The sequence below is a fragment of the Xanthomonas euroxanthea genome (assembly GCF_900476395.1).
Lineage (GTDB): Bacteria > Pseudomonadota > Gammaproteobacteria > Xanthomonadales > Xanthomonadaceae > Xanthomonas > Xanthomonas euroxanthea.
In genome coordinates this window covers 466,028-490,122 of record NZ_UIHB01000005.1, presented here as the reverse complement: position 1 = coordinate 490,122, position 24,095 = coordinate 466,028, and the positions used below count along the sequence as shown (strand labels likewise).

Annotated in this window: 22 protein-coding genes; 14 read left to right on the top strand and 8 right to left on the bottom strand. The window is 66.2% G+C overall.

The features are described 5' to 3' along the window. Positions 1-18: 18 nt before the first annotated feature. Positions 19-534, top strand: a complete 516-nt coding sequence (locus tag CPBF1521_RS16275) for a single-stranded DNA-binding protein (RefSeq protein ID WP_104648114.1) — start codon at positions 19-21, stop codon at positions 532-534. A gap of 298 nt (positions 535-832) precedes the next feature. Here the strand turns inward: CPBF1521_RS16275 and CPBF1521_RS16270 are convergent, their stop codons facing one another. After that, positions 833-2,317, bottom strand: a complete 1,485-nt coding sequence (locus CPBF1521_RS16270; RefSeq protein WP_104583105.1) for a sensor domain-containing diguanylate cyclase — start codon at positions 2,315-2,317, stop codon at positions 833-835. A 295-nt stretch (positions 2,318-2,612) separates the two neighbouring features. On the opposite strand from CPBF1521_RS16270, the gene CPBF1521_RS16265 reads away from it, so the two are divergent. The 8 genes from CPBF1521_RS16265 to CPBF1521_RS16230 all read left to right on the top strand — a co-directional run bounded on the left by CPBF1521_RS16265 (position 2,613) and on the right by CPBF1521_RS16230 (position 12,453). Continuing rightward, positions 2,613-3,620 carry a zinc-dependent alcohol dehydrogenase family protein gene (locus tag CPBF1521_RS16265; RefSeq protein ID WP_104583106.1) on the top strand — a complete coding sequence of 336 codons (1,008 nt, stop codon included), beginning with the start codon at positions 2,613-2,615 and terminating at the stop codon, positions 3,618-3,620. Positions 3,621-4,230: 610 nt separating this feature from the next. Next, positions 4,231-4,881, top strand: a complete 651-nt coding sequence (paoA, locus tag CPBF1521_RS16260) for an aldehyde dehydrogenase iron-sulfur subunit PaoA (protein WP_164739730.1) — start codon at positions 4,231-4,233, stop codon at positions 4,879-4,881. Further along, a complete protein-coding gene (locus tag CPBF1521_RS16255; RefSeq protein WP_039526229.1) occupies positions 4,878-5,828 on the top strand; it encodes an FAD binding domain-containing protein in 951 nt (316 codons plus the stop codon). Before paoA ends, CPBF1521_RS16255 begins: the two co-directional genes overlap by 4 nt. 1 nt (position 5,829) lies before the next feature. Beyond that, the gene (gene paoC / locus CPBF1521_RS16250) at positions 5,830-8,037 is read left to right on the top strand and encodes an aldehyde oxidoreductase molybdenum-binding subunit PaoC (protein WP_115677623.1); all 2,208 of its coding nucleotides are present in this window, start codon (positions 5,830-5,832) and stop codon (positions 8,035-8,037) included. Further along, complete coding sequence (locus CPBF1521_RS16245) at positions 8,034-9,047, top strand: XdhC family protein (RefSeq protein WP_181901261.1); 1,014 nt, start codon at positions 8,034-8,036, stop codon at positions 9,045-9,047. The genes paoC and CPBF1521_RS16245 overlap by 4 nt, the downstream gene beginning before the upstream one ends. Before the next feature lie 593 nt (positions 9,048-9,640). Next, on the top strand, positions 9,641-10,249 hold the full coding sequence (locus CPBF1521_RS16240) for a nucleotidyltransferase family protein (RefSeq protein ID WP_115677621.1): 609 nt from the start codon (positions 9,641-9,643) through the stop codon (positions 10,247-10,249). A gap of 517 nt (positions 10,250-10,766) precedes the next feature. Beyond that, on the top strand, positions 10,767-10,982 hold the full coding sequence (locus tag CPBF1521_RS16235) for a hypothetical protein (RefSeq protein ID WP_104583112.1): 216 nt from the start codon (positions 10,767-10,769) through the stop codon (positions 10,980-10,982). Positions 10,983-11,202: 220 nt separating this feature from the next. Then, positions 11,203-12,453, top strand: coding sequence for a DUF819 family protein (locus CPBF1521_RS16230; RefSeq protein ID WP_104648107.1), 1,251 nt, complete (start codon positions 11,203-11,205; stop codon positions 12,451-12,453). Between the two features lie 163 nt (positions 12,454-12,616). Here CPBF1521_RS16230 and CPBF1521_RS16225 read toward each other — a convergent pair whose 3' ends face one another. Next, positions 12,617-13,789: a Tle-like phospholipase domain-containing protein gene (locus CPBF1521_RS16225; RefSeq protein ID WP_115677620.1), complete on the bottom strand. Its 1,173-nt coding sequence runs from the start codon at positions 13,787-13,789 to the stop codon at positions 12,617-12,619. Between the two features lie 36 nt (positions 13,790-13,825). Beyond that, positions 13,826-14,590, bottom strand: coding sequence for an ankyrin repeat domain-containing protein (locus tag CPBF1521_RS16220; RefSeq protein WP_181901279.1), 765 nt, complete (start codon positions 14,588-14,590; stop codon positions 13,826-13,828). 241 nt (positions 14,591-14,831) lie between these two features. Between CPBF1521_RS16220 and CPBF1521_RS16215 the strand changes: the two genes are divergently transcribed. Then, a complete protein-coding gene (locus tag CPBF1521_RS16215; RefSeq protein WP_181901260.1) occupies positions 14,832-15,536 on the top strand; it encodes an HAD family hydrolase in 705 nt (234 codons plus the stop codon). A gap of 899 nt (positions 15,537-16,435) precedes the next feature. Here CPBF1521_RS16215 and CPBF1521_RS16205 read toward each other — a convergent pair. Further along, entirely contained in the window at positions 16,436-16,660 is a 225-nt protein-coding gene (locus CPBF1521_RS16205) for a YbdD/YjiX family protein (RefSeq protein WP_016904074.1), read from the bottom strand. Continuing rightward, positions 16,660-18,732, bottom strand: coding sequence for a carbon starvation CstA family protein (locus tag CPBF1521_RS16200; RefSeq protein WP_104648104.1), 2,073 nt, complete (start codon positions 18,730-18,732; stop codon positions 16,660-16,662). Before CPBF1521_RS16200 ends, CPBF1521_RS16205 begins: the two co-directional genes overlap by 1 nt. Before the next feature lie 232 nt (positions 18,733-18,964). Between CPBF1521_RS16200 and CPBF1521_RS16195 the strand changes: the two genes are divergently transcribed. Further along, a complete protein-coding gene (locus tag CPBF1521_RS16195; protein ID WP_104583116.1) occupies positions 18,965-19,822 on the top strand; it encodes a pirin family protein in 858 nt (285 codons plus the stop codon). A gap of 32 nt (positions 19,823-19,854) precedes the next feature. Further along, the gene (locus CPBF1521_RS21730; RefSeq protein WP_268980816.1) at positions 19,855-19,980 is read left to right on the top strand and encodes a hypothetical protein; all 126 of its coding nucleotides are present in this window, start codon (positions 19,855-19,857) and stop codon (positions 19,978-19,980) included. Positions 19,981-20,079: 99 nt separating this feature from the next. Here the strand turns inward: CPBF1521_RS21730 and CPBF1521_RS16185 are convergent, their stop codons facing one another. The 3 genes from CPBF1521_RS16185 to nfi all read right to left on the bottom strand — a co-directional run bounded on the left by CPBF1521_RS16185 (position 20,080) and on the right by nfi (position 22,599). Then, the gene (locus CPBF1521_RS16185) at positions 20,080-20,541 is read right to left on the bottom strand and encodes a hypothetical protein (protein ID WP_104648103.1); all 462 of its coding nucleotides are present in this window, start codon (positions 20,539-20,541) and stop codon (positions 20,080-20,082) included. Between the two features lie 253 nt (positions 20,542-20,794). Continuing rightward, entirely contained in the window at positions 20,795-21,685 is an 891-nt protein-coding gene (locus tag CPBF1521_RS16180) for a pirin family protein (RefSeq protein ID WP_115677619.1), read from the bottom strand. 200 nt (positions 21,686-21,885) lie between these two features. Further along, positions 21,886-22,599 (bottom strand): deoxyribonuclease V, encoded by a 714-nt coding sequence (gene nfi / locus CPBF1521_RS16175; protein WP_115677618.1) that lies wholly within the window; start codon positions 22,597-22,599, stop codon positions 21,886-21,888. Positions 22,600-22,701: 102 nt separating this feature from the next. On the opposite strand from nfi, the gene gpmA reads away from it, so the two are divergent. Both gpmA and CPBF1521_RS16165 read left to right on the top strand, forming a co-directional pair. Further along, positions 22,702-23,451, top strand: coding sequence for a 2,3-diphosphoglycerate-dependent phosphoglycerate mutase (gpmA, locus tag CPBF1521_RS16170; protein ID WP_115047490.1), 750 nt, complete (start codon positions 22,702-22,704; stop codon positions 23,449-23,451). Positions 23,452-23,606: 155 nt separating this feature from the next. Continuing rightward, on the top strand, positions 23,607-23,924 hold the full coding sequence (locus tag CPBF1521_RS16165; RefSeq protein ID WP_104583146.1) for a hypothetical protein: 318 nt from the start codon (positions 23,607-23,609) through the stop codon (positions 23,922-23,924). Positions 23,925-24,095 lie beyond the last annotated feature (171 nt).

Here is a 24,095-nt window from a genome sequence, read left to right as displayed (position 1 = left end):
ACCATCTCGGAAGCATCTATGGCCCGCGGCATCAACAAAGTCATCCTCGTCGGCAACCTCGGCAACGATCCCGACACCAAGTACACCCAGGCCGGCATGGCGATCACGCGCGTGAGTCTGGCCACCACCAGCATGCGCAAGGACCGCGAGGGCAACAACCAGGAGCGCACCGAGTGGCACCGCGTGGTGTTCTTCGGCAAGCTGGGCGAGATCGCCGGCGAGTACCTGCGCAAGGGTTCGCAGGTGTACGTCGAAGGCGAGCTGCGCTACGACAAGTACACCGGCCAGGACGGCGTGGAGAAGTACAGCACCGACATCGTCGCCAACGAGATGCAGATGCTTGGCGGCCGTGGCGAAGGCGGTGGCGGTGGCATGGGCGGCGATCGCCCGCAGCGCAGCCAGGCGCCGCGCCAGCAGCAAGGCGGCGGTGGTCAGGGCGGCGGTCAGGACTATGCCCCGCGTCGTCAGCAGCCGGCCCAGCAGCAGTCGGCACCGCCGATGGACGATTTTGCCGACGACGATATCCCGTTCTGATCGGCAGCCAGCCTGTTTGCCATTCCGGAAGGCCCGCATTGTGCGGGCCTTCTGCGTGCTGGCCATTGGCGGCATCGCTGCACGCCGGCGGTTTCGAAGCTGCTGCACGCGCAGGCTGACCTGGCCGGTACGACGGCACCGCTGACCAATCTCGACCAGGCATGGCTGACACCCCCTCGCAAGCAATCGCCAGGCGGGTGCAAGCGCCGCGCAGCAGGGGTGCGTGCGCCTGGCACCTGCCGATTCGGGCGCGAGACGCGCCCACCCGGCGTAGCGCGCAGTGGTGTTGCCCGCTGCGCTAGGCCGATGTGCGATTCCGCCCATTCTGCTTGGCGCGATACAGCGCCGAATCGGCGTCATGCACGAAGGCATCAGGGCTGAGTGGCACTTCGCCCGGTTCGAACGTCGCTGCGCCGACGCTGACGGTGACGTGCGCGCTGGTCGGGCTGGACATGTGCATCAGGCCGAGCGCGGCGACGGCGCTACGGATTGCATCGGCCAGTCGCAACGCGCCGGCAGCATCTGTCTGCGGCAGGATCATGCCGAACTCTTCGCCGCCGTAACGCGCGGCAATGTCTTCGCTGCGCCGTGAGCAGCCGGCGATTGCGCCCGCGATCAGGCGCAGGCAGGCGTCGCCATTTACATGGCCGTAGGTGTCGTTGTAGAGCTTGAAATGATCGACATCGATCATCAGCACCGACAATGGCGCTTGTCGATGCACCGCCTGCTGCAAGGCGCGCGAGAGCCGGTGATCGAATGCACGCCGGTTGGCAATGCCGGTGAGCGCATCTATCCAGGCTTCGGAGCTGAGTTTTTCCTCGTTGCGGTGCATGCGGCGCAATTGCAGATCCAGCCAGATGCCCACGCCCAGCAGCAGCACGCATCCCAAGGTGGCGATCATGATCCGCTGGCGCGCGGATTGGCGCCAATTGGCCAATGCGTCATCGACCGAGACGCCGGTCAAGACAGTCAGTGGATACGCCTGCGCCGGCGCGAAACTGGAAATACGCTCCACGCCATCGATCGGCGAACGATAGGTCGCAGTGCCGTGCCTGCGTGCGCGCATGGTGACGTAGATCGAGGTGCCGGCGATCGAGGTGCCGATCACGCCCGGTTTGTCGGGCCGGCGCACCAGCACGATGCCATCGTCATTGGTCATGCCGATGGTGCCATTCGGGCCGACCTCGAAGCTGCTGTAGTAGTTCTGGAAATACTTCAGTTGCAGCGTGACCAGGACAACGCCTGCAAATTCGCCGCCGGGCGTGTTGAGGCGCCGGCTCAACGTGAGCACCCAGCTACCATCGGAGCGGCTCTGGACCGGTGGCCCGACCAGCGACAGGGCGTCGCGATGGTCGCGGTGATATTTGAAATAGGCACGATCGGCGTTGTTGTGTGTCCTGGGCGTGCTGCTCAGTGACGAACTCATCCAGGTGCCATCGGCCGCATAGATGAAGATGCCGTGCAACCGGTCCGAGCGACGCGCCTCATGTACCAGAAAGTCATGCATGACCAGTCGCGCACTGGCCGAGCCCTGGTCGTGCTCCACCCGCGACACCAACCCGGACAGCACGGCATCGGCGATGGTCATGGTGTCGCTGGCATGCTGCGCCAGCGAATTGGCGAGATTCAACGATTGCGCTTCGGCGGCATGCAGCGCGCTGGTGCGCTCGTCATGGATGGACCAGTACTCCGAACCAAGCAGCAGCAGGCACGAAATGCTCAGCACAAAGTGCAACGCGATGCGTTGTGCACGTTGCCGCCGTCGCTTGCTGGTCGATGTCACGGAAGGTACCTGTCTGGACAGCAGGAGGTTGCAATTGCCATGCCAGCCTAGCCGTTGGCGCCGCGTGGAATCGCTTGCACCGCGGCGTGCAATGCAGATCTGTGATTGATGCCTCATGCGCTGCGGGAACGCTCAGCTGGCGTGCAACCGCGCCGCTGTCCAGCCTGCTGTTGTCACCGTGCTCGACGATGCGACGAAACACGGCAGCCGACAGCAGCGCCAAAAGCCAGCTCGACTGCATGCGGCTAACGCCCGGCGTGTTATCCCGAACGCCGATCACAACAGGGAGTGCCGTATGCGCGCCATTCGTTTAGCTCATCCTGCAGGTTTGAACGCATTACATGCCGTTGCGCTGCCAGACCCCGGGCAGCCGGCACGCGGTCAGATCAGAGTGCGGCTGCACGCAAGCTCGCTGAATTTCCATGACCTTGGCGTGGTGTCGGGGCAGGCACCGACCGCTGATGGCCGCATCCCCATGTCCGACGGCGCCGGTGTGGTCGAGGCCGTCGGGCCGGAGGTGGATGAGTTCGCCGTCGGCGACCATGTGGTATCCACCTTCTTTCCCGACTGGCTGGATGGCGAGCCGCTACGTGCCGGTTTTGCCACCACGCCTGGCGATGGCGTGGACGGGTATGCGCGTTCCGCAGTCGTGGCCGCTGCGCACGCGTTCACGCATGCGCCGGCCGGCTACAGCCATGCCGAAGCGGCCACCTTGACCACGGCCGGCGTCACGGCATGGCGCGCCCTGGTGGTCAATGGCGGACTCAAGGCCGGCGATAGCGTGCTGGTGCTCGGCACCGGCGGTGTGTCGATCTTTGCATTGCAGTTTGCCAAGGCGATGGGCGCCACCGTCATTGCGACATCGTCGTCCGACGAAAAGCTGGCCAAGGCGCGCGCGCTGGGTGCAGACCACGTGATCAACTATCGGCAGCACGCCGAGTGGTCGGCGCAGGTGCGGGAGATCACCAACGGACGCGGCGTGGATCACGTGGTCGAGGTCGGTGGGCCGGGCACGTTGGCGCAATCGATCCGTGCTGGACGGGTGGGCGGGCATATCGCCTTGATCGGCGTGTTGACCGGTGCCGCCGGTCCGGTGCCGACCGCGGAAATGATGGTCCGGCAGCAGCGCCTGCAAGGGCTGGTGGTCGGCAGCCGCACGCATCAGCAGCAGCTGGTGCGTGCGCTGGACGCCTTGCCGCTGCGCCCGGTGATCGATCGCGCCTTCGCGCTGGACGAGATCGCCGACGCGTTTGCGTTGCAGCAGGCAGGCGGCCACCTGGGCAAGATCGTGCTGGAGTTCTAGGAGCAGTTGCAAACTGCCGCGCTTGCCACCGGGCGGGCGCGGCCGCTGCGCCGAGTCGGCATGTACCACGCCGAGACGCCAGGGCCTGCACGCTGTCCATGCGCGTCTGGCAACTGCGCGCTAGGCGTGGGTTGCCGCTGCAGTTGATCGTTCGCATCCGGATGTTCTCTACCTGGATGTTCTCTACACAGTGCGCCCGGCTGCGCCAGACGCTCATGGTGAAGCGGAAAAATGACGGAGCGCGCGTCGCGTAGAGGCTCTGATCGTCGTCGCCCACGCAGCTGGCAGGGATGCGGGCATCCCTTCCAGCATGTCGAGAAAACATCTTGCATCACCGCAAGCGCTGCAACCCGCTGTCCACACACACGCGCGCTGTCGGTGCGCCTTGATCGATGCGCAGGCCGGCGCGCACCGCATGCCAACAATGATGAGCGCGTTTCATAGGCACATGCCGTCCATGCCGCCAATGCCTGCCTGCAGCGGCTCTAGAATCAAGGCATACCGCCGATTCACCCCCGCACACACGCGCTGCATGCTCACGCGATTGTGACCGGCCGCGCTGCACATTATTTAAGAACTGTATAAGCCAGCATTGTTGGAGATGCCAGCCATGAGAGATATCAAGATGACCCGTCGCGAGGTACTGATCGCTGGCACGGCGTCGGCAGCCAGCGTTGCCGCAACCCAATCGATGGCTGCAACTGCCGCCTCTGCGATGTCGCAGCGGCAGGCAGTCGAGCCTGCCAATGCATCGAGCCAGGTTGCGTTCGAAGTCAACGGCAAGCCGGTGACGCTGACCCTGGACAATCGCACCACCTTGCTGGATGCCCTGCGCGAACACCTGCAGCTGACCGGCACCAAGAAAGGCTGCGACCACGGCCAATGTGGTGCCTGCACCGTGATCGTCGATGGGCAGCGGATGAATTCCTGCCTGTCGCTGGCGGTGATGCACCAGGGCGGCAAGATCACCACCATCGAAGGCCTTGGCACGCCGGACAAGCTGCATCCGATGCAGGCGGCCTTCGTCAAGCACGATGGATACCAGTGCGGCTATTGCACGCCCGGGCAGATCTGTTCGGCAGTGGCGGTGCTGGACGAGGTCAAGCGCGGCATTCCCAGTCATGTCACCGAAGATCTCACCGGCAAGACCCGGCTCACCACGCCGGAACTGCAGGAACGGATGAGTGGCAACATCTGCCGCTGCGGCGCGTATTCCAACATCGTCGATGCGATCAACGAAGTTGCCGGAGAGCGCGCATGAAGGCGTTTAGCTACGAGCGCGCGACCTCGCCCGCCGATGCAGCGGCCAAGGCGGCGCGTCAGCCGGGTGCCAAATTCATCGCAGGCGGCACCAACCTGCTCGATCTGATGAAGCTGCAGATCGAAACGCCCTCGCACCTGATCGACGTCAACGGACTGAGCCTGGACACCATCGAGGAAACGCCGGACGGCGGCCTGCGCATCGGTGCGCTGGTGCGCAATACCGATCTTGCAGCCGACGCCCGCGTGCGTCGCGATTACGCCGTGCTGTCGCGCGCGTTGCTTGCAGGTGCCTCGGGGCAGTTGCGCAACCGCGCCACCACGGCGGGCAACCTGTTGCAACGTACGCGTTGCCCGTATTTCTACGACACCAATCAGCCGTGCAACAAGCGCCTGCCGGGCAGCGGGTGCGCGGCCATCGGCGGCTTCAACCGGCAGTTGGCGGTGATCGGCGTGAGCGAAGAATGCATCGCCACCCATCCCAGCGATATGGCCATTGCGATGCGCGTCCTCGATGCGGTTGTCGAAACCGTGCGCCCGGATGGACAGACGCGTGCGGTGCCGCTGTCCGAGTTCTATCGTGCGCCCGGCAAGACGCCGCACCTGGAAACCGTCCTGGAACGCGGCGAACTGATCACCGCGGTAAGCCTGCCCAAGCCGCTCGGCGGCACGCATGTCTACCGCAAGGTGCGCGACCGCGCCTCGTACGCATTCGCCCTGGTGTCGGTTGCGGCGGTCGTGCAACGCGATGGCAGCGTGCGTGTCGGCGTCGGCGGTGTCGCCCACAAGCCGTGGCGCAGCGAGGCGGCCGAAGCGCAGTCGCGCCAGGGTGCGCGTGCGATTGCCTCCGTGCTGCTCGATGGCGCACAACCCACTGAACACAATGCCTTCAAGCTGCCGCTGGTTGAGCGCACCTTGACCGCGATCCTGGCCGACACGAGGGCCTGATATGAAATTCGACACTCCCGCCAGTACCAACCCCATCGACCAGCTCAAGGTCGTCGGCAAGCCGGTCGATCGTATCGACGGTCCGCTCAAGACCACCGGGCGGGCGCCGTATGCCTACGAGCATCACGACCTGCCTGGACGTGCCGCCTACGGCCATGTCGTCGGTGCCGGCATCTCCAAGGGCAGCATCCGCAGCATCGATCTGAGCGCTGCGCGCAATGCGCCAGGCGTGCTCGGCATCGTCACCGCGCAGAATGCAGGCAAGCTGCAGAAAGGCAAATACAACACCGCCAAGTTGCTGGGCGGCCCGGAGATCCAGCATTACCACCAGGCCATTGCGGTGGTGGTGGCCGAGACCTTCGAACAGGCACGCGCCGCAGGCCAGCTGATCAAGGTCGACTACGGCCGCCATGTCGGTGCCTACGATCTGGAGAAGGCACGCGATGGCGCCAAGGTCACCAAGGAGGGCGGGGCGCCGAACAGCGCAGTCGGCAATTTCGATAGCGCCTTCGCGGCAGCCCCGGTGCAACTGGATGCCGAATACACCACGCCTGACCATTCGCACGCGATGATGGAGCCGCACGCATCGATCGCCATGTGGGAGGGCGACAAGCTCAGGGTGTGGACCTCCAATCAGATGATCGACTGGAGCACGGGCGATCTGGCCAGGACGCTCGGTATCCCGCGCGAAAACGTGCGTCTGATGTCGCCGTATATCGGTGGCGGCTTCGGCGGCAAGCTCTTCCTGCGTGCCGATGCGGTGCTGGCCTCGCTGGCCGCACGCCAGGTCGGACGCCCGGTCAAGGTGATGTTGCCGCGGCCGCTGATCTTCAACAACACCACGCACCGCCCGGCCACCGTGCAGCGCATCCGTATCGGCGCACAGCGCGATGGCAAGATCACCGCGATTGCGCATGAGAGCTGGTCAGGCGACCTGCCTGAGGGCGGGCCTGAGATTGCGGCCGCGCAGACGCAGTTGCTGTATGCCGGTGCCAACCGCCTGGTTGCCACACGCCTGGCCGTGCTCGATCTGCCCGAAGGCAATGCGATGCGTGCGCCTGGCGAAGCGCCGGGGTTGATGGCGCTGGAAGTGGCCATGGACGAAATGGCCGAGAAGCTGGACATGGATCCGGTCAAGTTCCGGATCGTCAACGATACCCAGGTGGATCCGGAAAACCCGCAGCGCCCGTTCTCGCAGCGTCAGTTGGTCAAGTGCCTGGAAGATGGCGCAAAGCGTTTCGACTGGTCCAAGCGCAAGGCCAAGCCGGCCAGCAACCGCGATGGGCGCTGGCTGGTCGGCATGGGCGTGGCGGCAGCGTTCCGCAATGCGCCGGTGATGACCTCCGGCGCGCGCATGCGCCTGGAGCAGGGCGGTCGCGTGGTGGTGGAAACCGACATGACCGATATCGGCACCGGCTCCTACACCATCATTGCGCAGACCGCCGCAGAAATGATGGGCGTGCCGCTGGACTGGGTGGATGTGCGGCTGGGCGATTCCAGTTTTCCTGCCTCGGCTGGCTCCGGTGGGCAGTGGGGTGCGAACAGCTCCACCGCCGGTGTGTACGCTGCAGCGGTGAAGCTGCGCGAGGCCGTCGCCAAGCAGCTGGGGCTGGACCCGGCCAAGGCCGAATTTGCCGACAGCCATGTGCGTGCCGGCAGCAAGCGCATCGCGCTGGGCGATGCGGCCGCCAATGGCGCCTTGGTGGTGGAGGACAAGATCGAGTTCGGCGACCTCTCCAAGACGCATCAGCTGTCAACCTTTGGCGCGCACTTCGTCGAAGTCGGCGTGGATATCGCCACTGCCGAGGTGCGCATCCGACGCATGCTCGCGGTGTGTGCGGCTGGACGCATCCTCAATCCCAAGTCTGCACGTAGCCAGGTCATCGGCGGCATGACGATGGGCGCGGGCGCGGCCCTGATGGAAGAGCTGGCGGTCGACAAGCGGCTGGGCTTTTTCGTCAATCACGATCTGGCCGGTTACGAAGTGCCGGTGCATGCAGACATCCCGCACCAGGAAGTGATCTTTCTCGAAGAGAGCGACCCGATGTCGTCGCCGATGAAGGCCAAGGGTGTCGGCGAGCTGGGCATCTGCGGCGTGGCCGCGGCAATCGCCAATGCGGTCTACAACGCTACCGGTGTGCGCGTCCGTGAGTACCCGGTGACGCTGGACAAGCTGCTTCCGCATCTGCCCGAGCTGTTGCGCGCGTGAGTGCGATGGTGGCCCCGGTCACGCATGCGGCGCCGGCCGAGCCGGCGTGGCCGGCATGGCCAAGCTACGCGTTGCACGATGACCTGCTGCCGACGCTCAGCGCCTGGCATCGGGCGGGCCAGCGCGTGGCCATCGCCACGCTGATCGACGTGCAAGGCTCCTCGCCGCGCCCGTTGGGCAGCGAGATGGCCATCAGTGCCGATGGGCGGGTGGCCGGCTACGTCTCGGGCGGGTGCGTGGAGGCGGCAGTGGCGCACGAAGCCATCGCCGCCTTGCGTGACGGCACCCCGCGCTGGCTGGACTACGGCGAAGGCAGCCAGGTGTTGGATATCCAGCTCAGCTGCGGTGGCCGTATCGGCGTGCTGGTTTGGCCGGTACAGGATCTTGGCGAGCATCTGGCACGCTGGCGCAACGCGCGCCAGCATCGTCGCCCGTTTCATGTCGCGCTGGATCGGACCACCGGCGCGGTCCGTTACCCGGCGAGCACGCAGGATCTGCGTCCCGACGAATTCCTGCGCACCCATCGCCCGCCGCTGCGGCTGGTGCTGGTCGGTGCCGATCCTGCGCTGCTGGTGCTGGTGTCACTCGCCAGCCAGATGGGCATCGAGGTGCGCGTGTTGCGGCCGCATGGTCCCGGCGAGCCGCCGCCCGGACTGGCTGCGGACCATTACGACCGCCGTGCCTTGGGCGAGGCCTTGCAGGATCTGCATCTGGATGCGGACACCGCGCTGTACAGCCTTGCGCACGATGGCGACAGCGATCTGCAGGTCGCCTGTCGTGGACTTGCCTCCGGGGTCGCCTGCATCGGCATTCTGGGCAGTCGCCAGAAGCGTGAGGCACGCCTGCAGGCACTGCGTGCGCTCGGGTATGACGATGCGGCCCTGGCCAGATTGCGGCTGCCGGCGGGCTGGCGCATGGGGCACTCCTCACCGCACACGATTGCATTGGGCATCATTGCCGAAGCCACCCAGGCGGTGGCCGATGGGCAGGCCGCCGCGCTGGTCGGCTGAGGCTTTTGCGGTCAGGCGAGTGGGCAGCAGGGCGCAATCGCGCATCTGCATTGATTTCGATCCGCGGTGGGCTATCGCGTTGGTCTGTTGCTCGTAGCCGAGGTTTTCTGCTGCGGTGCGGCGTCGTGGAAAGCGGATGGTTGATAGGCCCTTTGGGTATGTCTCTACTGCATGCCTTTCGCGGCCGCGATTGACTGCCTCATCCCGCGCTGACAGTAACGCGCTGCGATGTTTATCGTAGCGCTGCCGTGGCCTTGTCTCCCCAATCGGCGAGCTGACATCGCAATGCGATACCCGCCACGCCATTGGTCGGGTGCAGGCGGCGCCATCCAGTGGGAGCCGGAGACTGCGCTGCATTTAGTCACTCCGCGCGCACAGTTGAATCTCTACGCTGGCGCATCTCCAAAACCACGCCACGTCGCCATGACCGAACTACATGATCACGATGACGACGTCGCTTGCGACGCAGCTCGATTGCCGTCGCCCGTCATTGCCGGCCCTTTATCCGCGACTTTGCGCGATGCCGGTTTTGACTGGTCTCCAATGCCGCCGGAATCGTGCCATCGTTCGCCTCGTGCGATGGCAGTTGACGCATGAGCAGCGATCACGTCGCGCTGCTGCTCGCCGCAGGTGCAGGACGCCGGCTAGGGCGTTCCAAACAATTGTTGCTGCGCGACGGTGAACCGTTGTTGCGGCGTTTTGCACGCATCGCGTTGCAGACGGGGCCACGCCGCTGCGTGGTGGTGCTGGGCGCCGATGCCGACGCGCTGAGCGATGTCCTGCAGGGACTGCAGGTGGAGGTGTTGCGCCACGCCGACTGGGCCGCCGGCATGGGCTCCAGCCTGGCGGCGCTGCGCCAGCATGTGCAGGACGATACCTCGCTGCGGCGCAGCCTGATCCTGGGGTGCGATCAGCCCGCGCTGGATGCGCCGCATCTGCGCGCCTTGCTCGAAGAGGCCGACCGTGCCGCCTCCGGGTGCGCCACCAGCGGGTATGCCGGTGTGCGCGGCATTCCCGCAGTGGTCACGCACGCGGCCTGGGCCGACGTGCCGCTGCAGGGCGACAGCGGCCTGCGTGGTTTGTTCGCCGGCCTGGACGTGCAGACCTTGGGCTGCGTCAGCGCCCCGGCGCTTGCGCTGGACGTGGACACGCCCGCCGATCTGGTCGCAGCGCAACAGCGTGGCTGGGTGGATGCGGATTGAGACACCGTGACGGGTGCAGCTGCGCGCTATCCGGCAGCCTGGCGGCAGAGCTGCATCAGGACCACAGCACGATCGCTTCCCTGATCACCAGGACATAGCCCACCACCATTGCGGTCTTGACCGGAAACTCGAACTTCCTGAGCAGATGCATGCGACTCCTCCCTCCCCCGAGGCATTTCTACGAGCGGCCAATTCCCTCGCGCCGTCTGCGCCCGTTGACGGCCACTTGCGACGTCGGTTCGCCGCTCGAGCGCGAATCTAGCGCCCGCCCTGATCGGTGTCACGTAGGAATTTTCCTACCTTCATGCCAGTGTCCGCCCGACGGTATTGGCATAAGCGAAGAAGCATTCTTGCTATGCCGGACGCGGGGCCCCTGGCCACTCTCCCGCGGCCCCTTGAGTAAGGGCGCGCCGGCATCCCCGGCAGGACCATGGCACCCCCAGCGCCGGTGCGCTGCGCCTCCCCGCGCTGCCCACCTCAATCGTTCGATCGCTGCATCTACCGGCCGGAGGCCCTGATGGACGAGTCCCGCTATGTTGTCCGTATTCATCCCGAACAGGGCGGTTGGTGGGTCACCCGGCCGCAATGGTCGCCGCTGCGTTATCTGCGCGAGCAGGGCGCACTGGAAAATGCCGAATTGATGGCCAAGCTGCACTGCCTGACCACCGGTCAGCCCAGCGGCGTGGTGTTGCATACCGCCGAAGGCGATCGCGTGGTGCGTCGCTACGGCTGACCGGTACGGCACCCTGCAAGCAGGGGAAAGGCGGCGCTGACCGTCCGCCCGGGCAGGCGGGGGGGATCGCGCGCACCCGGCAACCTGCGGTTGCGTAAATCCGGCCACTTTGTAGGCACCCCCCGTGGTTGCGAGGATGGCCAGTCGACTGGATGCAGGCGATCGGCCATTCTTGCTGGGATCCGCACGTTGGCGGCTCCCAGTCGAGAGTGTCGCCCCAGTGAACGTTGCCGGTTCTGCCTTGATCCAAAACGATATCGTCGTCTTCGGCCTGATCGCCGCCACCTTGGGCGCGGTGTTCTGGACCTCCTCGCGCGAGCAGGGGCCGTGGCGCCGCTTCTACGCCGTCGTCCCGGCGCTGCTGCTGTGTTACCTGCTCCCAGGCATCTACAACACCGTTGGCCTGATCGACGGTGCCAATACCCGCCTGTACAACCCGATCGCGCGCGACGTGCTGCTGCCGGCCGCGCTGGTCCTGCTCACCTTGAGCGTTGACCTGCGCGCCATCCTGGGGCTGGGGCCCAAGCTGGTCGCCATGTACCTGGGCGCATCGCTGAGCATCATGCTGGGGGCGGTGGTGGCGTTCTGGGTGATGGGCTGGCTGCATCCGGCCACGGTGGCCGGCGATACCTGGGCCGGCATGGCCGCGCTGGCGGGCAGCTGGATCGGCGGCGGGGCCAACATGCTGGCGATGCGCGAGGTCTTCAACGTGGACGCCACCACGTTCGGGCAGTTTGCGGTGGTGGATGTGGGCGTCGGTTATGTGTGGATGGCGGCGCTGATCTTCCTGGCCGGGCGCGCACGCAGCATCGATGCGCGCAGCGGAGCCGATACCCGCGCGCTGGACGCCCTGCAGGCGCGCATGGCGCAGTTTCAGGCCGAACACGCGCGCATTCCCAGCCTGGCCGATCTGATGGTGATCGTGGCGGTGGCGTTCGGCGGGGTCGGGCTGGCGCATGCGCTGGCCACGCCGCTGGCCGCCTGGTGCAAGGCCAACCTGCGCTGGTCCAGCCAGTTCAGCCTGGACACGCCGTTCGTCTGGGTGGTGGTGCTGGCGACCAGCATCGGCCTGCTGCTGAGCTTCACCCGCGCACGGACGCTGGAGGGCGCTGGCGCGTCCAGGATCGGCTCGCTGCTGCTGTACTTCCTGATCGCCTGTATCGGCATGCAGATGGATCTGCTGGCGTTGCTGGACCGGCCATGGCTGTTCCTGCTCGGGCTGATCTGGATCGCGGTGCATATCGGGTTGCTATGGGGCCTGGGCCGCCTGTTGCGGGTGCCGTTCTTTTATTTCGCGATCGGCTCGCAATCCAATATCGGTGGACCGGCCTCGGCGCCGGTGGTGGCCGCCGCGTTCCACCCGGCCCTGGCGCCGGTCGGCGTGCTGCTGGGCACGATGGGCTACGCAACCGGCACGTATCTGGCCTATCTGGTCGGCATCACCCTGCGGGCGATGGCAGGCGCGGGCTGACCGGGCCTGGCGCGCCGTCGAACCGTGTTGCCGGGCGCGCGCGGGCGTTGCCACGCCTCTGCCGCAGTGTCGGATGCACCCGCTGCCTCCAGGCGACAACCGTTCGCCAAGGGGGGGCGGCCACATCGAGTCGGGCACCGGCAGCGCCGGTGCCCGACCACGATTACTGCTGAAGACCGCGGCGCTGCGCTTCCTGCTGTGTGCTCTGCTGCGACTGCTGCTGGTTGTGCTGCTGCAACTGATCGACATTGCCGTGCGCCGGCTCGCTGGCTGCCGAGGCGGTCTGCACATGGCTGCGCAGATGCGCCGGGTCGTCCATCCGGCCCTGCACCGCGATCAGGCTGTCGCCATCGCGGTTGGGCACCAGGTGGTCGATCCGCTGCAGACCGTCGCTGCTGGCACGCGCGGCCACGCTGGCGGCGGTATTGAGAAACGCGGTGTCGTCGCGCAGGCCCAGGCGCTCGCGCTGGCCGTCCAGCCGCACCACCGCATCGTTGAACAACTGGCTGCCGGTACCTTGCGCCTGACTTGGCGATTGCATGTCCTGCGCCTTCATCACCGAGTCCATGCCGTGCAGGTCCAGGCGGTGCTTCAGCATCATGCCTGGCACCAGGCGTTGCCCGAACGACAACGGGTCCGGTTCCGGCAGCTCGATCTGATGGCCGGCCGCATTGGGCATCGCCCATTTCAGCGGAATGCTGTCTTCCTGCAGGTGGGTGAGGATCTCGTTGCGGACGTGGTAGCCGCGGATCAACTCGCTGCTGGCGTAGTCCTTGGCCGCCGAGGCATCCAGGCCCTGACGTTCCAGCGTGCGGTCGTTGACGCCGGCGGCGTTGTAGGTCACGGCGGGGATGTCGTTGACCATCGCCGATGCCGCCGCCAGACCGCCACCGAGCGAGTGTCCGGAGATCACCACCTGGTCGCCGAACGCCTGCTTGGCCTGGCTGCCGAGCTGGATCGCGGACGCGTACTGCGCGTCGTCGAAGCCCAGGCCCTGGCCGAGGTTGTGCTTCCAGTCCTTGCCTTCGTCGGTGCCGCAGAAGCCGAGCACCACCTGGCCCTGGTCGTTGCGGTAGAACGCGGCATCGAAACCGCTCTTGGCGTCGTGCAGCAGGCCGGGGTCGATACCGGCACGCTGCAGCGTGCTGTCGTCCATGCGCGTCCAGCCGTTGGGCAGGGGCGCGAAGGTTTCAGCGCTGCCTTCGCGTCGCTGCGAGGCAGTGGCGTAGAGGTCTTGCAGCACCGCCGGAAACTGGCGGTCTTCCGGCTGCGGTTGCTGTCCACGCATCGACTCTGCGAATGGCGTGGACGAGTGGGTGGAATCTGACGGGCTCATGCGCGGCTCCTTGCGTTCGTCGTGCGAAAAGCCCGCTTAGCGGCTGCTTTCCACGGGAATGTTGTGGGCGCTCAACCATGCGCGCACGTCCGCCCTGACCTGCTGACCGGCGGCATTGAGCAGGCGATCGGGGGTGGTGAAGAAATACGCCTGAAAGGTTTTCTGTTGTGCGTTGCGCAGCGTCGGATCCACGCCGGCCTTGAGCAATTGCAGCACTGCCGGACTCGCCGCGCCGCTTTGGGCGGCCAGGTGCAGTACGCTGTTGCCGGTGTTGTCGACGCGCTGCAGATCGGCGCCGGCATCGATCAACAGCGCGATCTGCGCATCGCGCTTGCTCTGCACGGCGCGGAACAACGGTGTCCAGCCTGCGCGTGCGCTGACCACGTCGATCGGCGCCTTGTGCTGCAGCAGGATCTTCAGGTACTCCGCGTCCTGCGCCATGGCGGCCATGTGCACGACCGTTTCCTGGTCCATGCCCGGCAACGACGGGTCTGCGCCTGCATCGAGCAATGCGGCCAGGGCGCGGGGTTGTTCATTCCAGATCGCCCACTCGAGCAGGGTGACGTTCTGATCGCCGTGTGCGGCGAGGTCGACTGTCGGTGCGAGTGCGCCGATTCGGGCGACGTCACCGTGCGCAATGGCGTTGGCGATATCGGTCAGGCCGGGGTCGCGGAAGGCGACGGTATGGTCGTGCAGCGTAGCTGACATGGTGGTTTGCTCCTTGGCACCGGGCGAGGCGGTGCATGAGACCGCGAAAAACGAGGTCGCAAGAACGAGCAGGGTGGGGAATCGCGGTTGCATCGAAATCTCCTTCTCCTGATCGCATTCCTGGTGGCACTGCGGTGTGTCCTTCCGCAGCCGGGCCGATCCTACCAGCTGCCCAAACGACGCGCGGTAAGATTTCGTGACATGCGCCGGCGCCTGGGTGTCGGCCGTTGAGGCCGCTCGCCGTGGTGGTGTCTGCATGGTGCCGATGCACCACGATGGGCTTTACACGCGGATGCAATCTACAACAGCCAACGGTCACAACGCGGCCGGCATAATGGTGCTTTGCGAACAGATGGGTGCAATGGTCTACGAATTACTGATCAGCGACTGCGATGGCGTGCTTGTCGACAGCGAGATACTGGCCGACCGGGTGATGCGCGAGGCGCTGGCGGCCTTCGTGCCGGCCGAGGCGTTGGAGCATTTGCTCGGGACAACGTTCGGGCAGACCACGCGTGAGGTATTGCTGCGCGTACAGGAACACTTTGCCGTGCAGCTGCCGGAGACCTTGCTGGCCCAGATCCAGGCGCGTAGCGAAGCCTTGATCAAGGCCGAGGTGCAGCCGATCGCCGGCGTGCGCGACGCATTGGAACAGATACCGTTGCCGCTGGCGGTGGCCTCCAACAGCCGCCGCCACAATGTGATCGCCTCGGTCGAACGGGTGGGGCTCACCGCACGTGCGGCGGGGAATGTCTTCGCTGCCGATATGGTGGAGCGTCCCAAGCCGGCGCCGGATGTCTATCTAATGGCTGCACGCACCCTGGGCGTTGCGCCGGAGCGCTGCCTGGTGATCGAAGACAGCCCCACCGGTGCGACTGCCGCGTTGGCGGCCGGCATGCAGGTGCTGGGTTTCACCGGGGCCAGCCATATCCCGCAGGGGCATGCCGACACCTTGCGTCGGCTTGGCGTGCTGGCGGTGTTCGACGATATGCGCGATTTACCGGCGTTGTTCGAGGGGCTTGCGCAAAAACGCGCTGGCTGAGCGCTGCTGACAAGAGATGTTGAATGCGGTGTCGATGGCGGCGAAGTGGCAGCCAGCTCGTTCTTCAACCGCAGTCGGCCAGATCGTGCAATCGACTTGCGATAACAGAGCTGTTGAGCCGTAGCGTGGTTTGAGTGCAGTCAAACGCTCAGGTCAAAGTCCAGGTCAACAGCTCGGTGAGTCGAGGGCGCGGTGTCCTCACCGCTCGCGGGACACGCCGCAAGTACGTCCATGTAGGTTCGGTGGCGGCATCCATGCCGCCACACGGTCCCGCAACCGGCGAGGACAGCGCACCAGACGTTGGTCGGTGGTCGGTTGAAAACCTGCGTGTTGCCAGGCTTACCTCAAGACGCTGGGAAGTCTTGGGTTGCTCTACTGAAGTCTGGCTGTTGCTCGGCGTGCGCCTGAAAGCTGATCGGATGCACCCTGATCCGACCAACGCACGTCATGTCCCGCTCGCAACCACGCACACCGACCCTCTTTACTGGTCCTTGCCCGCCCACCGTCGCGGGACCTTGAGCGGCATGGATGCCGCGCCAGAGCCTACAAGGACGTACTTGCGGCGTGTCCCGCGATGGTGGGCGGGCAAGGGCCCTGCAACCAGGCCGCAGATCACCCGCCCTACAACTGTTCCTTCCGCAAGGCCGTCCATCGGCCGCCCGGCCTTGCGGCGTGTCCCGCAGCGTGGGCGGGCAAGGGCCCTGCAGCCAGGCCGCAGATCACCCGCCCTACAACTGATCCATCGGCAAGGCCATCCATCGGCCGCCCGTGCTTGCGGTGTGTCCGCGCTGATGAGTGCGAGAGGACTCCCTGCGGCCAACCCAAGCCATCAACGCAGCAGGGCGCGATTCGCATCGCGCCCTGCTGCATCCCGACTCGCCACCTGCCCGGTCATCCGGTCAGCAGCAGCGAAACCCGCTCTTGCCGCCGTAACGCGCGTCCTGGCGCTCGCGGAAGAAGGTGGGGTAGTCCATCACCGGCTTGTCAGGGTGTTTTTCCAGCATGTGACGCACATAGTTGTCGTAATCGGGAATGCCGCAGCACAGGCGGGCGGTCTGTATCAGGCGCCGCCAGATGCGGCGATGCACCTGGTACTGGCTGGCAAGAACGAGTTGGGTGCCCATTACAGGTCCGCCATCTGGTGTGGCTGCAAGGCCACGTACGGGGTTTCGCGGTCGCTACGCTGCGGATTGCGGCGCGCAATCACGATCGTCCTGACCGCGTAGACCAGGATCGATCCCACCACGAACAGGAACAGCACCGTCAGCCCGGTGTTGACGTAGGCATTGGTGACGATCTGCTGCATCTGCGCCACCGTCTTGGCCGGCGCGGTGATGGTGTTGCCGGCAATGGCGTCCTGGTACTTGTGCGCCTGCGCCAGGAAGCCCTGCGCCGGGTTGCTGTCGAAGATCTTGATCAGCCCCGCATACGTGGTGCAGATCAGCAGCCACAACGCCGGCACCAGCGTGACCCAGGCGTAGCGGTCGCGCTTCATCTTGAACAGCACCACCGTGCCCAGCATCAGCGCGATCCCGGCCAGCATCTGGTTGGAGATGCCGAACAACGGCCACAGGGTCTGGATGCCGCCGAACGGATCGATCACGCCGGTGTAGAGCAGATAGCCCCACAGCGCCACGCAGCCGGCCGTGGCGATGATGTTGGCGGTCCACGATTCGGTCTTCTTCAGTGCCGGGATGAAGTTGCCCAGCAGGTCCTGCAGCATGAAGCGGCCCGCACGTGTGCCGGCATCCACTGCGGTCAGGATGAACAGCGCTTCGAACAGGATCGCGAAGTGGTACCAGAACGCCATGGTGTCTTCGCCCGGCAGCAGATGGTGCAGGATCTGCGCGATGCCCACCGCCAGGGTGGGCGCACCACCGGCGCGTGCCAGGATGCTGTGCTCGCCGATGTCGCGTGCCGTGGCTTCCAGCACCTCGGGCGTGATCGCAAAGCCCCACTCGGACACCTTGGCCGCAACGGCTACCGTGTCGCTGCCGACCAGCGAGGCCGGGCTGTTCATGGCGAAGTAGATGCCCGGCTCGATGATCGATGCGGCCACCAGCGCCATCACCGCCACGAACGATTCCATCAGCATGCCGCCGTAGCCGATGTAGCGCATGTGGCCTTCGTTGGCGAGCAGCTTGGGCGTGGTGCCCGAGGCGATCAACGCATGGAAGCCGGAGACCGCGCCGCAGGCGATGGTGATGAACAGGAACGGGAAGATGCCGCCTTTCCACACCGGGCCGTCGCCGGTGGACGCGAACTGGGTCAGTGCCGGCATCTTCAGGTCCGGCATGACCACCACAATGCCGATCGCCAGTGCCAGGATCGTGCCGATCTTGAGGAAGGTGGATAGGTAATCGCGCGGTGCCAGCAGCAGCCACACCGGCAACACCGAGGCGACGAAGCCGTAGCCGATCAGCATCCAGGTGATCTGCTTGGCGGTGAAGGTGAATGCCGGGCCCCAGCTCGGATCTGCCGCGACCTTGCCGCCCAGCCAGATCGCACCCAGCAACAGGATCAGGCCGACCACCGAAATCTCGCCGATCTTGCCGACCCGGATGTAGCGCATGTACACGCCCATCATCAGCGCGATCGGCATCGTGGCGATGACGGTGAACATGCCCCACGGGCTTTCGGCCAGCGCCTTGACCACCACCATCGCCAGCACCGCCAGGATGATGATCATGATCAAGAAGGCGCCGAACAGGGCGATGGTGCCGGGCACCTGGCCCATTTCCTCGCGCACCAGATCGCCCAGCGAGCGGCCGTTGCGGCGGCTGGACAGGAACAGCACCACGAAGTCCTGCACCGCGCCGGCAAACACCACGCCGACCACCAGCCACAGCAGGCCGGGCAGGTAGCCCATCTGTGCGGCGAGCACCGGGCCGACCAGGGGCCCGGCGCCGGCGATCGCGGCGAAATGGTGGCCAAACAGCACGTGCTTGTTGGTGGGCACGTAGTCCAGGCCGTCGTTGTTGGCCACCGCCGGCGTGGCGCGGGTCACGTCCAGCTGCATCACCTTGTCGGCGATGAACAGGCTGTAGAAGCGGTAGGCGATCAGATAGATCGACACCGCCGCCACCACGATCCATAGCGCATTGATGTGCTCGCCACGCCGCAGCGCCACGGTACCCAGACAGAACGCGGCCAGCAGCGCCAGCGCGCCCCAGGCCAGCTTCGAGAACCCTTTCATGCATGCCCCTCAGGAACGATTCGCCCAAGGGTCCCCCCGTGCCAGGCTGCGGTCAATGGCAGCGTTCCGCGGCAGGGTAAAACTTTGGTCGTAGAGTATTCGGGTACACGATGCGCTAGCGCCCGCCATAGGAGGCCGACGATTGGAACGATCGGTTGCAGCGGCCGTGGTTGGGCGTTGCAGCAGGCGCACCCATCATTGGCGCACCGACACACGGCACAGGGATCACGCAATGAGCACCACCACCACGACAGCGGCGCATGTGCTGCGCACCATCCGCGGCATGCCGACCTCCGACGGCGCCGGGGTCAAGCTGACCCGCGTCATCGGCACCCAGCAGCTGCCGGATCTGGACCCGTTCCTGATGCTCGACGAGTTCGGCACCGAAAAGGCCGAGGACTACATCGGCGGTTTTCCAAGCCACCCGCACCGCGGCTTCGAGACGGTCACCTACATGCTGGACGGGCGCATGCGCCACAAGGACAACCACGGCAACGAAGGCCTGCTGACCCCGGGCAGCGTGCAGTGGATGACCGCCGGCCGCGGGCTGATCCATTCGGAAATGCCCGAGCAGGAATCCGGGCGCATGCGCGGTTTCCAGCTGTGGGTGAACCTGCCGGCACGCGACAAGATGACCGACCCCAGGTATCAGGAGTACGCACCGGACAGCATCCCGGTCGCGCAGCCGGCGCCCGGTGTCACGGTCAAGGTGATCGCCGGAGCCGTGGGCCAGGTGCGCGGCCCGATCGTGCAACCGGCCACCGAGCCGGTGTACCTGGATATCGCACTGGCACCGGAGGCGTCCTGGGACTATGTGCTGCCCAGCGGCCACAATACGTTTGCCTACGCCTTTGAAGGTGCGGTGACGGTGGGCGAGGGCGATGCCGCGCGTGCGCTGCCTGCGCAGGAACTGGCGGTGCTGGGCGGCGGCGAGCGCCTGACGCTGCGGGCCGGTGCCGACGGCGCGCAGCTGATCCTGGTGGCGGGCCGCCCGCTCAACGAGCCGGTGATGCGGCACGGCCCGTTCGTGATGAATACCAAGCAGGAATTGATGCAGGCCTTCGTCGACTTCCAGGAAGGCCGGTTTTAGCCGGCCGCTCGCGCCACGCGTAGGAGAGCGGCGTGAGTGACCGCCTGCTGGAGGTGGCCGACATCTGCCCGCTCCATCGGCTGCGCACCGACGAGGTGCGCGCCGATACGGCACTGCAGGATGACGGCGACGTGTCGGGGGTTGCAGCAGGCATGTGAAAGCGCAGGCGCGCCGGGCATGCAACGGCGTGTACGCAGCTGGCGCGCCTGCCGGGCCGCGCCAGGTCGGCATGACCTGGCGCTTCACTGCCGGTTGCGTCAGCGCTGCAAGGCCAGGCTGGCGGGCTGCAGATCCATGTTCTGCACCAGCGATTGCATCGAGGCCAGCTCTTCGGTGCTGGCGCCGTCGATCCAGAGCTGTGCATAGCGTTTCTTGCCCAGCTCGACCACGGTGACGCGGCGCGATTCCATGCCCGGCAGCTCGCGGCCGCCCAGGTCGAGCTTGTACCAGTAAAAGTCTTCCTGCTGGATTTGGCCCTTCTCCGCGCGGCGGTCACGCGCCAGCGTCATCGCCGGGTCGCGCGTGGTCAGCATGACGCCCATCACCTGGCGACCGTCTGCAGTCATGGCCTTGCAGAACAGATAGTCCGCACCTGAAAGCTCGCTCCACTGCAGCCCGGAGGCTGGCGGCAACGGTGGGCAGACCGGTGAGGTTTGGGCGTGAACGGTGGCGGCGGCCAACAGCAGGCTCAGGCCGACAAGGCAGGATGCGGACTTCATTCAAGTGTTCCCCGGCGTTGGATGTCTGCGCAGGGACAGCGTTGTTGACCGTGTCGCGGCATCAGCCCGTGCGCTCCCCGCCCGGCTGTGCCCGCACGCAACCTGCCCCCAATCTATGTCGACATGACTACCACAGGTGGGGCTACAAGCTCAAGCGCAATTCGCAGGTTGGGCTGCAATCGGTCGTGCGCGCGGGCACTCCCGTTGCGAGACCTGGGTTGGCAGCGTGGCACTGCCGGGCTGCCGGCTGCGGTCAGGGGTAGTTGACCGGCTTGGGCGCCGGGGTTTCCGGCAGTGGAATGAATTCCTTGTCGTCGCCGGGAATGCGGCCGAAGCGGCCGGCCTGCCAATCGTCCTTGGCCTGCTCGATGCGCTCCCTGGAACTGGAGACGAAGTTCCACCACAGGTGGCGCGGCCCATCCAGCGGCTCGCCGCCGAGCAGCATCGCCTTGAGCGGCGTCCTGGCGCGCAGGCGCCCGCGGCTGCCGGGCGAGGGTACGATCAGGTGGCGCGCGGGCACGTCGGTGCCATCCAGCTGCGCCTCGCCTTCCAGGATGTAGAGCGCACGTTCGGCGTGGCCGGTGTCCAGGTCGATCTCCGCCTCCGGCTGCAGATCCAGCGCGACGTTGAGCGTGCCGCTGAACACCTGTACCGGCGATTCCTCGCCGTACGCGCGGCCGGCGATCACGCGTAGCCAGACACCAGCGCGGCGCTGCTGCGGCAGGCTGGCGGCGGCGTGGTGATGGAAGGCGGGCGCGGTCTCTTCGGCCGAGCGCGGCAGCGCGATCCAGGTCTGCATGCCGTGCAGCGCATGCGTGCGGGCGCGCTCGGGGGCCGGCGTGCGCTCGGAATGGGCGATACCCCGGCCGGCGGTCATCCAGTTGACGTCGCCGGGGCGGATCACCTGGTCAGAGCCCAGGCTGTCGCGGTGGCCGATCTCGCCGGACCACAGGAAGGTCACCGTGGCCAGGCCGATATGCGGATGTGGGCGCACGTCGATGCCGTGATCGGGCTCCAGCACTGCCGGGCCAATATGGTCGACGAACACGAACGGGCCGACGCTGCGCGCCTGCAGCGTGGGCACGGCGCGGCGCACTTCCAGCCCGCCGATGTCATGCACGCGGGGAGCGATCAAGGTGGTCATGGCGGCGGCTCTGATCAAAGTCGAATGGACACCAGCTTTGCATGTGCGCGCGCGGCCTGGCGAGCGCTTCACCAAGACGGATCGTCCCGGAGACAGTCGCTGCGCGGCGTGCTGGCGGCCAGAACGAGCGTGCCGAGATGGGCGGTTGCAGACGACAGAGGCAGGCACGCGCACGGTTGATCGCGATTGGCCGCCGCGCGCTAGAACAGCTGTCCGGAGGCGGCGCTGTGCAGGGCGATTTCGCCGCGCCGCGAGGCCAGCCGATCGGCCAGGCGCGTGGGCTCGGGCAGGCGATAGGCGCGCAACGTACGCAGCGTCCAGTCGAGCGCGCCCTGCATCGAGACGCGATGGCCAGGCGAGACGATCAGCGGATTGCAGCGTGGCTTGCTGCGCAGCGCCCAGCCGATCTGCGTGCCACCCAGCAGGATCGGGCTGTGGTCGCCGCGCTCGGGCCCCGGCGCGACGAAGCTGCCCGCCAGGCGTTGCTTGGCCACGCCGATGCTGGGCAGGCCGGTCACCACGCCAAAGTGCGCAGCGATGCCGAGCTTGCGCGGATGCGCGATGCCCTGGCCGTCGATGAAGACCAGATCCGGCGGGCGCGACAACAGTGCCAGCGCCTGCAATAAGGCCGGCAGCTCACGAAAGCTGAGCAGGCCCGGCACGTACGGCATCGACGTGGGCACCCGCGCGACGTGCGTTTCCAGCGGCATCAGCGTGTCTGCATCCAGCAGCACCGCGGCCGCGCGCGTGGTCTGGCCGTCGTCTTCGAAGCCCACGTCGAAGCCGGCGAACAGTTGCGGTGTTGCGCCGAGCTGGTCCTGCAGCACCACGCGGTGTGCCAGTTGCTGTTGCAACTGTCGCGCCTGGATGACGCTGCCATCCCAACCGGCGAAGACGGGATCGATCGTTTGCATGGCCGCAGCATCGCGCGCTGGCCGTGGCGGTCTCGTGCACGCCTGCGATGCGCTGGCTGCCGTTACAATCGCAGGCTGATCGGCCCCAATCGGAGAACCGTAGTGACCCGTAAACTCGTACTGCTGCGCCATGGCCAGAGCCAATGGAACCTGGACAACCGTTTCACCGGCTGGGTGGATGTGGAACTCACCGAACAAGGCCGCCAGGAAGCCGCTGCGGCCGGCAAGCTGATGAAGGACGAAGGGCTGCAGTTCGATGTGGCGCACACCTCGGTGCTCAAGCGCGCCATCCATACGCTGCAGGGTGCGTTGAAGGAACTGGACCAGGACTGGTTGCCGGTGTCCAAGAGCTGGCGCCTCAACGAGCGCCACTACGGTGGCCTGCAGGGGCTGGACAAGGCCGAGACGGCGGCCAAGCACGGCGAAGAACAGGTCAAGATCTGGCGCCGTTCCTACGACATCCCGCCGCCGGCGATGGACGTCGACGATCCGGGGCATCCGTGTCACGACCGTCGCTACGCCACGCTGGATCGCAATGCATTGCCGGGTACCGAGTCGCTGGCGACCACGCTGGTGCGCGTGCTGCCGTACTGGCACGACGCGATCGCACCGCAGTTGAAGGCTGGGCAGACCGTGCTGGTGACCGCGCACGGCAACTCGCTGCGTGCGCTGTACAAATACCTCAACGATGTCTCCAACGAGCAGATCCTGGAGCTCAACATCCCGACCGGCATCCCGTTGCTGTTCGAGCTGGACGACACCCTGCAGGTGCAAAGCTTCCGCTACCTGGGCGACCCGGAAGCGGCCAAGCGTGCCGCCGACGCGGTGGCCAATCAGGGCAAGGCAAAATAATCGCCGCATCCGCTGGCTGCGCTACGTGCATGGCGCGCAGCGTGGCGTGGAGTTTGCGGCGCGCGCTCGATTGACGCGTGCGGATTCGACACGCATGCGCGCCTGTTGGTGGATCGGGCAGGTGCGCATGCGCGGGTTCTTGCAGGGGAGACATGATGTCCAGCAAGCGGAAAAGGCAACAGATGAGTGCCACCTACTGCCGCGCGTATCTGGTGACGTTGGGGCTGCTGTTGGGCGGTGGCGGCGCTGCGTTCGCGTTGCTGGCCCGGGGCAGTGTGTCCGGTTCGGCGCTGGGCCTGGCGCTGCTGGTCGGCATCGTGGGTGTGGCGCTGCTGGCGTTCGGTTTCTGGGGGCCGTCGCGACGGATGGAGTCCTGGGCGGAGGCGGCGTCCGGGCATGAGGTCGCGCTGGTGCTGATGGTGCTGGCGTATCCGGTGTACCTGTTGATGGCACCGCTGTACGCGCGCAAATGACCACAGTCGATGGCGCTGCTGCGCCGGATTGCCGGGGCGGTTTCTGCGACGGCAACAGCGGTGGCATGCACGTGCCCAGGCCACGTGGAGTGCGTCGTGGGACGTGTGCTCTTCGATAGGGCGCGGCAGCGGACGTCAGGACGTTGCGGTGCCGTTGCAATGATGACGTGG

What these genes read in the sequence shown, in the direction of transcription:
- CPBF1521_RS16275 (WP_104648114.1), top strand. Translation starts at nt 19, where the DNA reads ATGGCCCGCGGCATCAACAAAGTCATCCTCGTCGGCAACCTCGGCAAC.
- CPBF1521_RS16265 (WP_104583106.1), top strand. Translation starts at nt 2,613, where the DNA reads ATGCGCGCCATTCGTTTAGCTCATCCTGCAGGTTTGAACGCATTACAT.
- CPBF1521_RS16165 (WP_104583146.1), top strand. Translation starts at nt 23,607, where the DNA reads ATGTCCAGCAAGCGGAAAAGGCAACAGATGAGTGCCACCTACTGCCGC.
- CPBF1521_RS16220 (WP_181901279.1), bottom strand. Translation starts at nt 14,590, where the DNA reads ATGCAACCGCGATTCCCCACCCTGCTCGTTCTTGCGACCTCGTTTTTC.
- CPBF1521_RS16180 (WP_115677619.1), bottom strand. Translation starts at nt 21,685, where the DNA reads ATGACCACCTTGATCGCTCCCCGCGTGCATGACATCGGCGGGCTGGAA.
- paoA (WP_164739730.1), top strand. Translation starts at nt 4,231, where the DNA reads ATGAGAGATATCAAGATGACCCGTCGCGAGGTACTGATCGCTGGCACG.
- CPBF1521_RS16240 (WP_115677621.1), top strand. Translation starts at nt 9,641, where the DNA reads ATGAGCAGCGATCACGTCGCGCTGCTGCTCGCCGCAGGTGCAGGACGC.
- CPBF1521_RS16185 (WP_104648103.1), bottom strand. Translation starts at nt 20,541, where the DNA reads ATGAAGTCCGCATCCTGCCTTGTCGGCCTGAGCCTGCTGTTGGCCGCC.
- CPBF1521_RS16215 (WP_181901260.1), top strand. Translation starts at nt 14,832, where the DNA reads ATGGTGCTTTGCGAACAGATGGGTGCAATGGTCTACGAATTACTGATC.
- CPBF1521_RS16255 (WP_039526229.1), top strand. Translation starts at nt 4,878, where the DNA reads ATGAAGGCGTTTAGCTACGAGCGCGCGACCTCGCCCGCCGATGCAGCG.
- paoC (WP_115677623.1), top strand. Translation starts at nt 5,830, where the DNA reads ATGAAATTCGACACTCCCGCCAGTACCAACCCCATCGACCAGCTCAAG.
- CPBF1521_RS16195 (WP_104583116.1), top strand. Translation starts at nt 18,965, where the DNA reads ATGAGCACCACCACCACGACAGCGGCGCATGTGCTGCGCACCATCCGC.
- CPBF1521_RS16200 (WP_104648104.1), bottom strand. Translation starts at nt 18,732, where the DNA reads ATGAAAGGGTTCTCGAAGCTGGCCTGGGGCGCGCTGGCGCTGCTGGCC.
- nfi (WP_115677618.1), bottom strand. Translation starts at nt 22,599, where the DNA reads ATGCAAACGATCGATCCCGTCTTCGCCGGTTGGGATGGCAGCGTCATC.
- CPBF1521_RS16225 (WP_115677620.1), bottom strand. Translation starts at nt 13,789, where the DNA reads ATGAGCCCGTCAGATTCCACCCACTCGTCCACGCCATTCGCAGAGTCG.
- CPBF1521_RS16205 (WP_016904074.1), bottom strand. Translation starts at nt 16,660, where the DNA reads ATGGGCACCCAACTCGTTCTTGCCAGCCAGTACCAGGTGCATCGCCGC.
- CPBF1521_RS16235 (WP_104583112.1), top strand. Translation starts at nt 10,767, where the DNA reads ATGGACGAGTCCCGCTATGTTGTCCGTATTCATCCCGAACAGGGCGGT.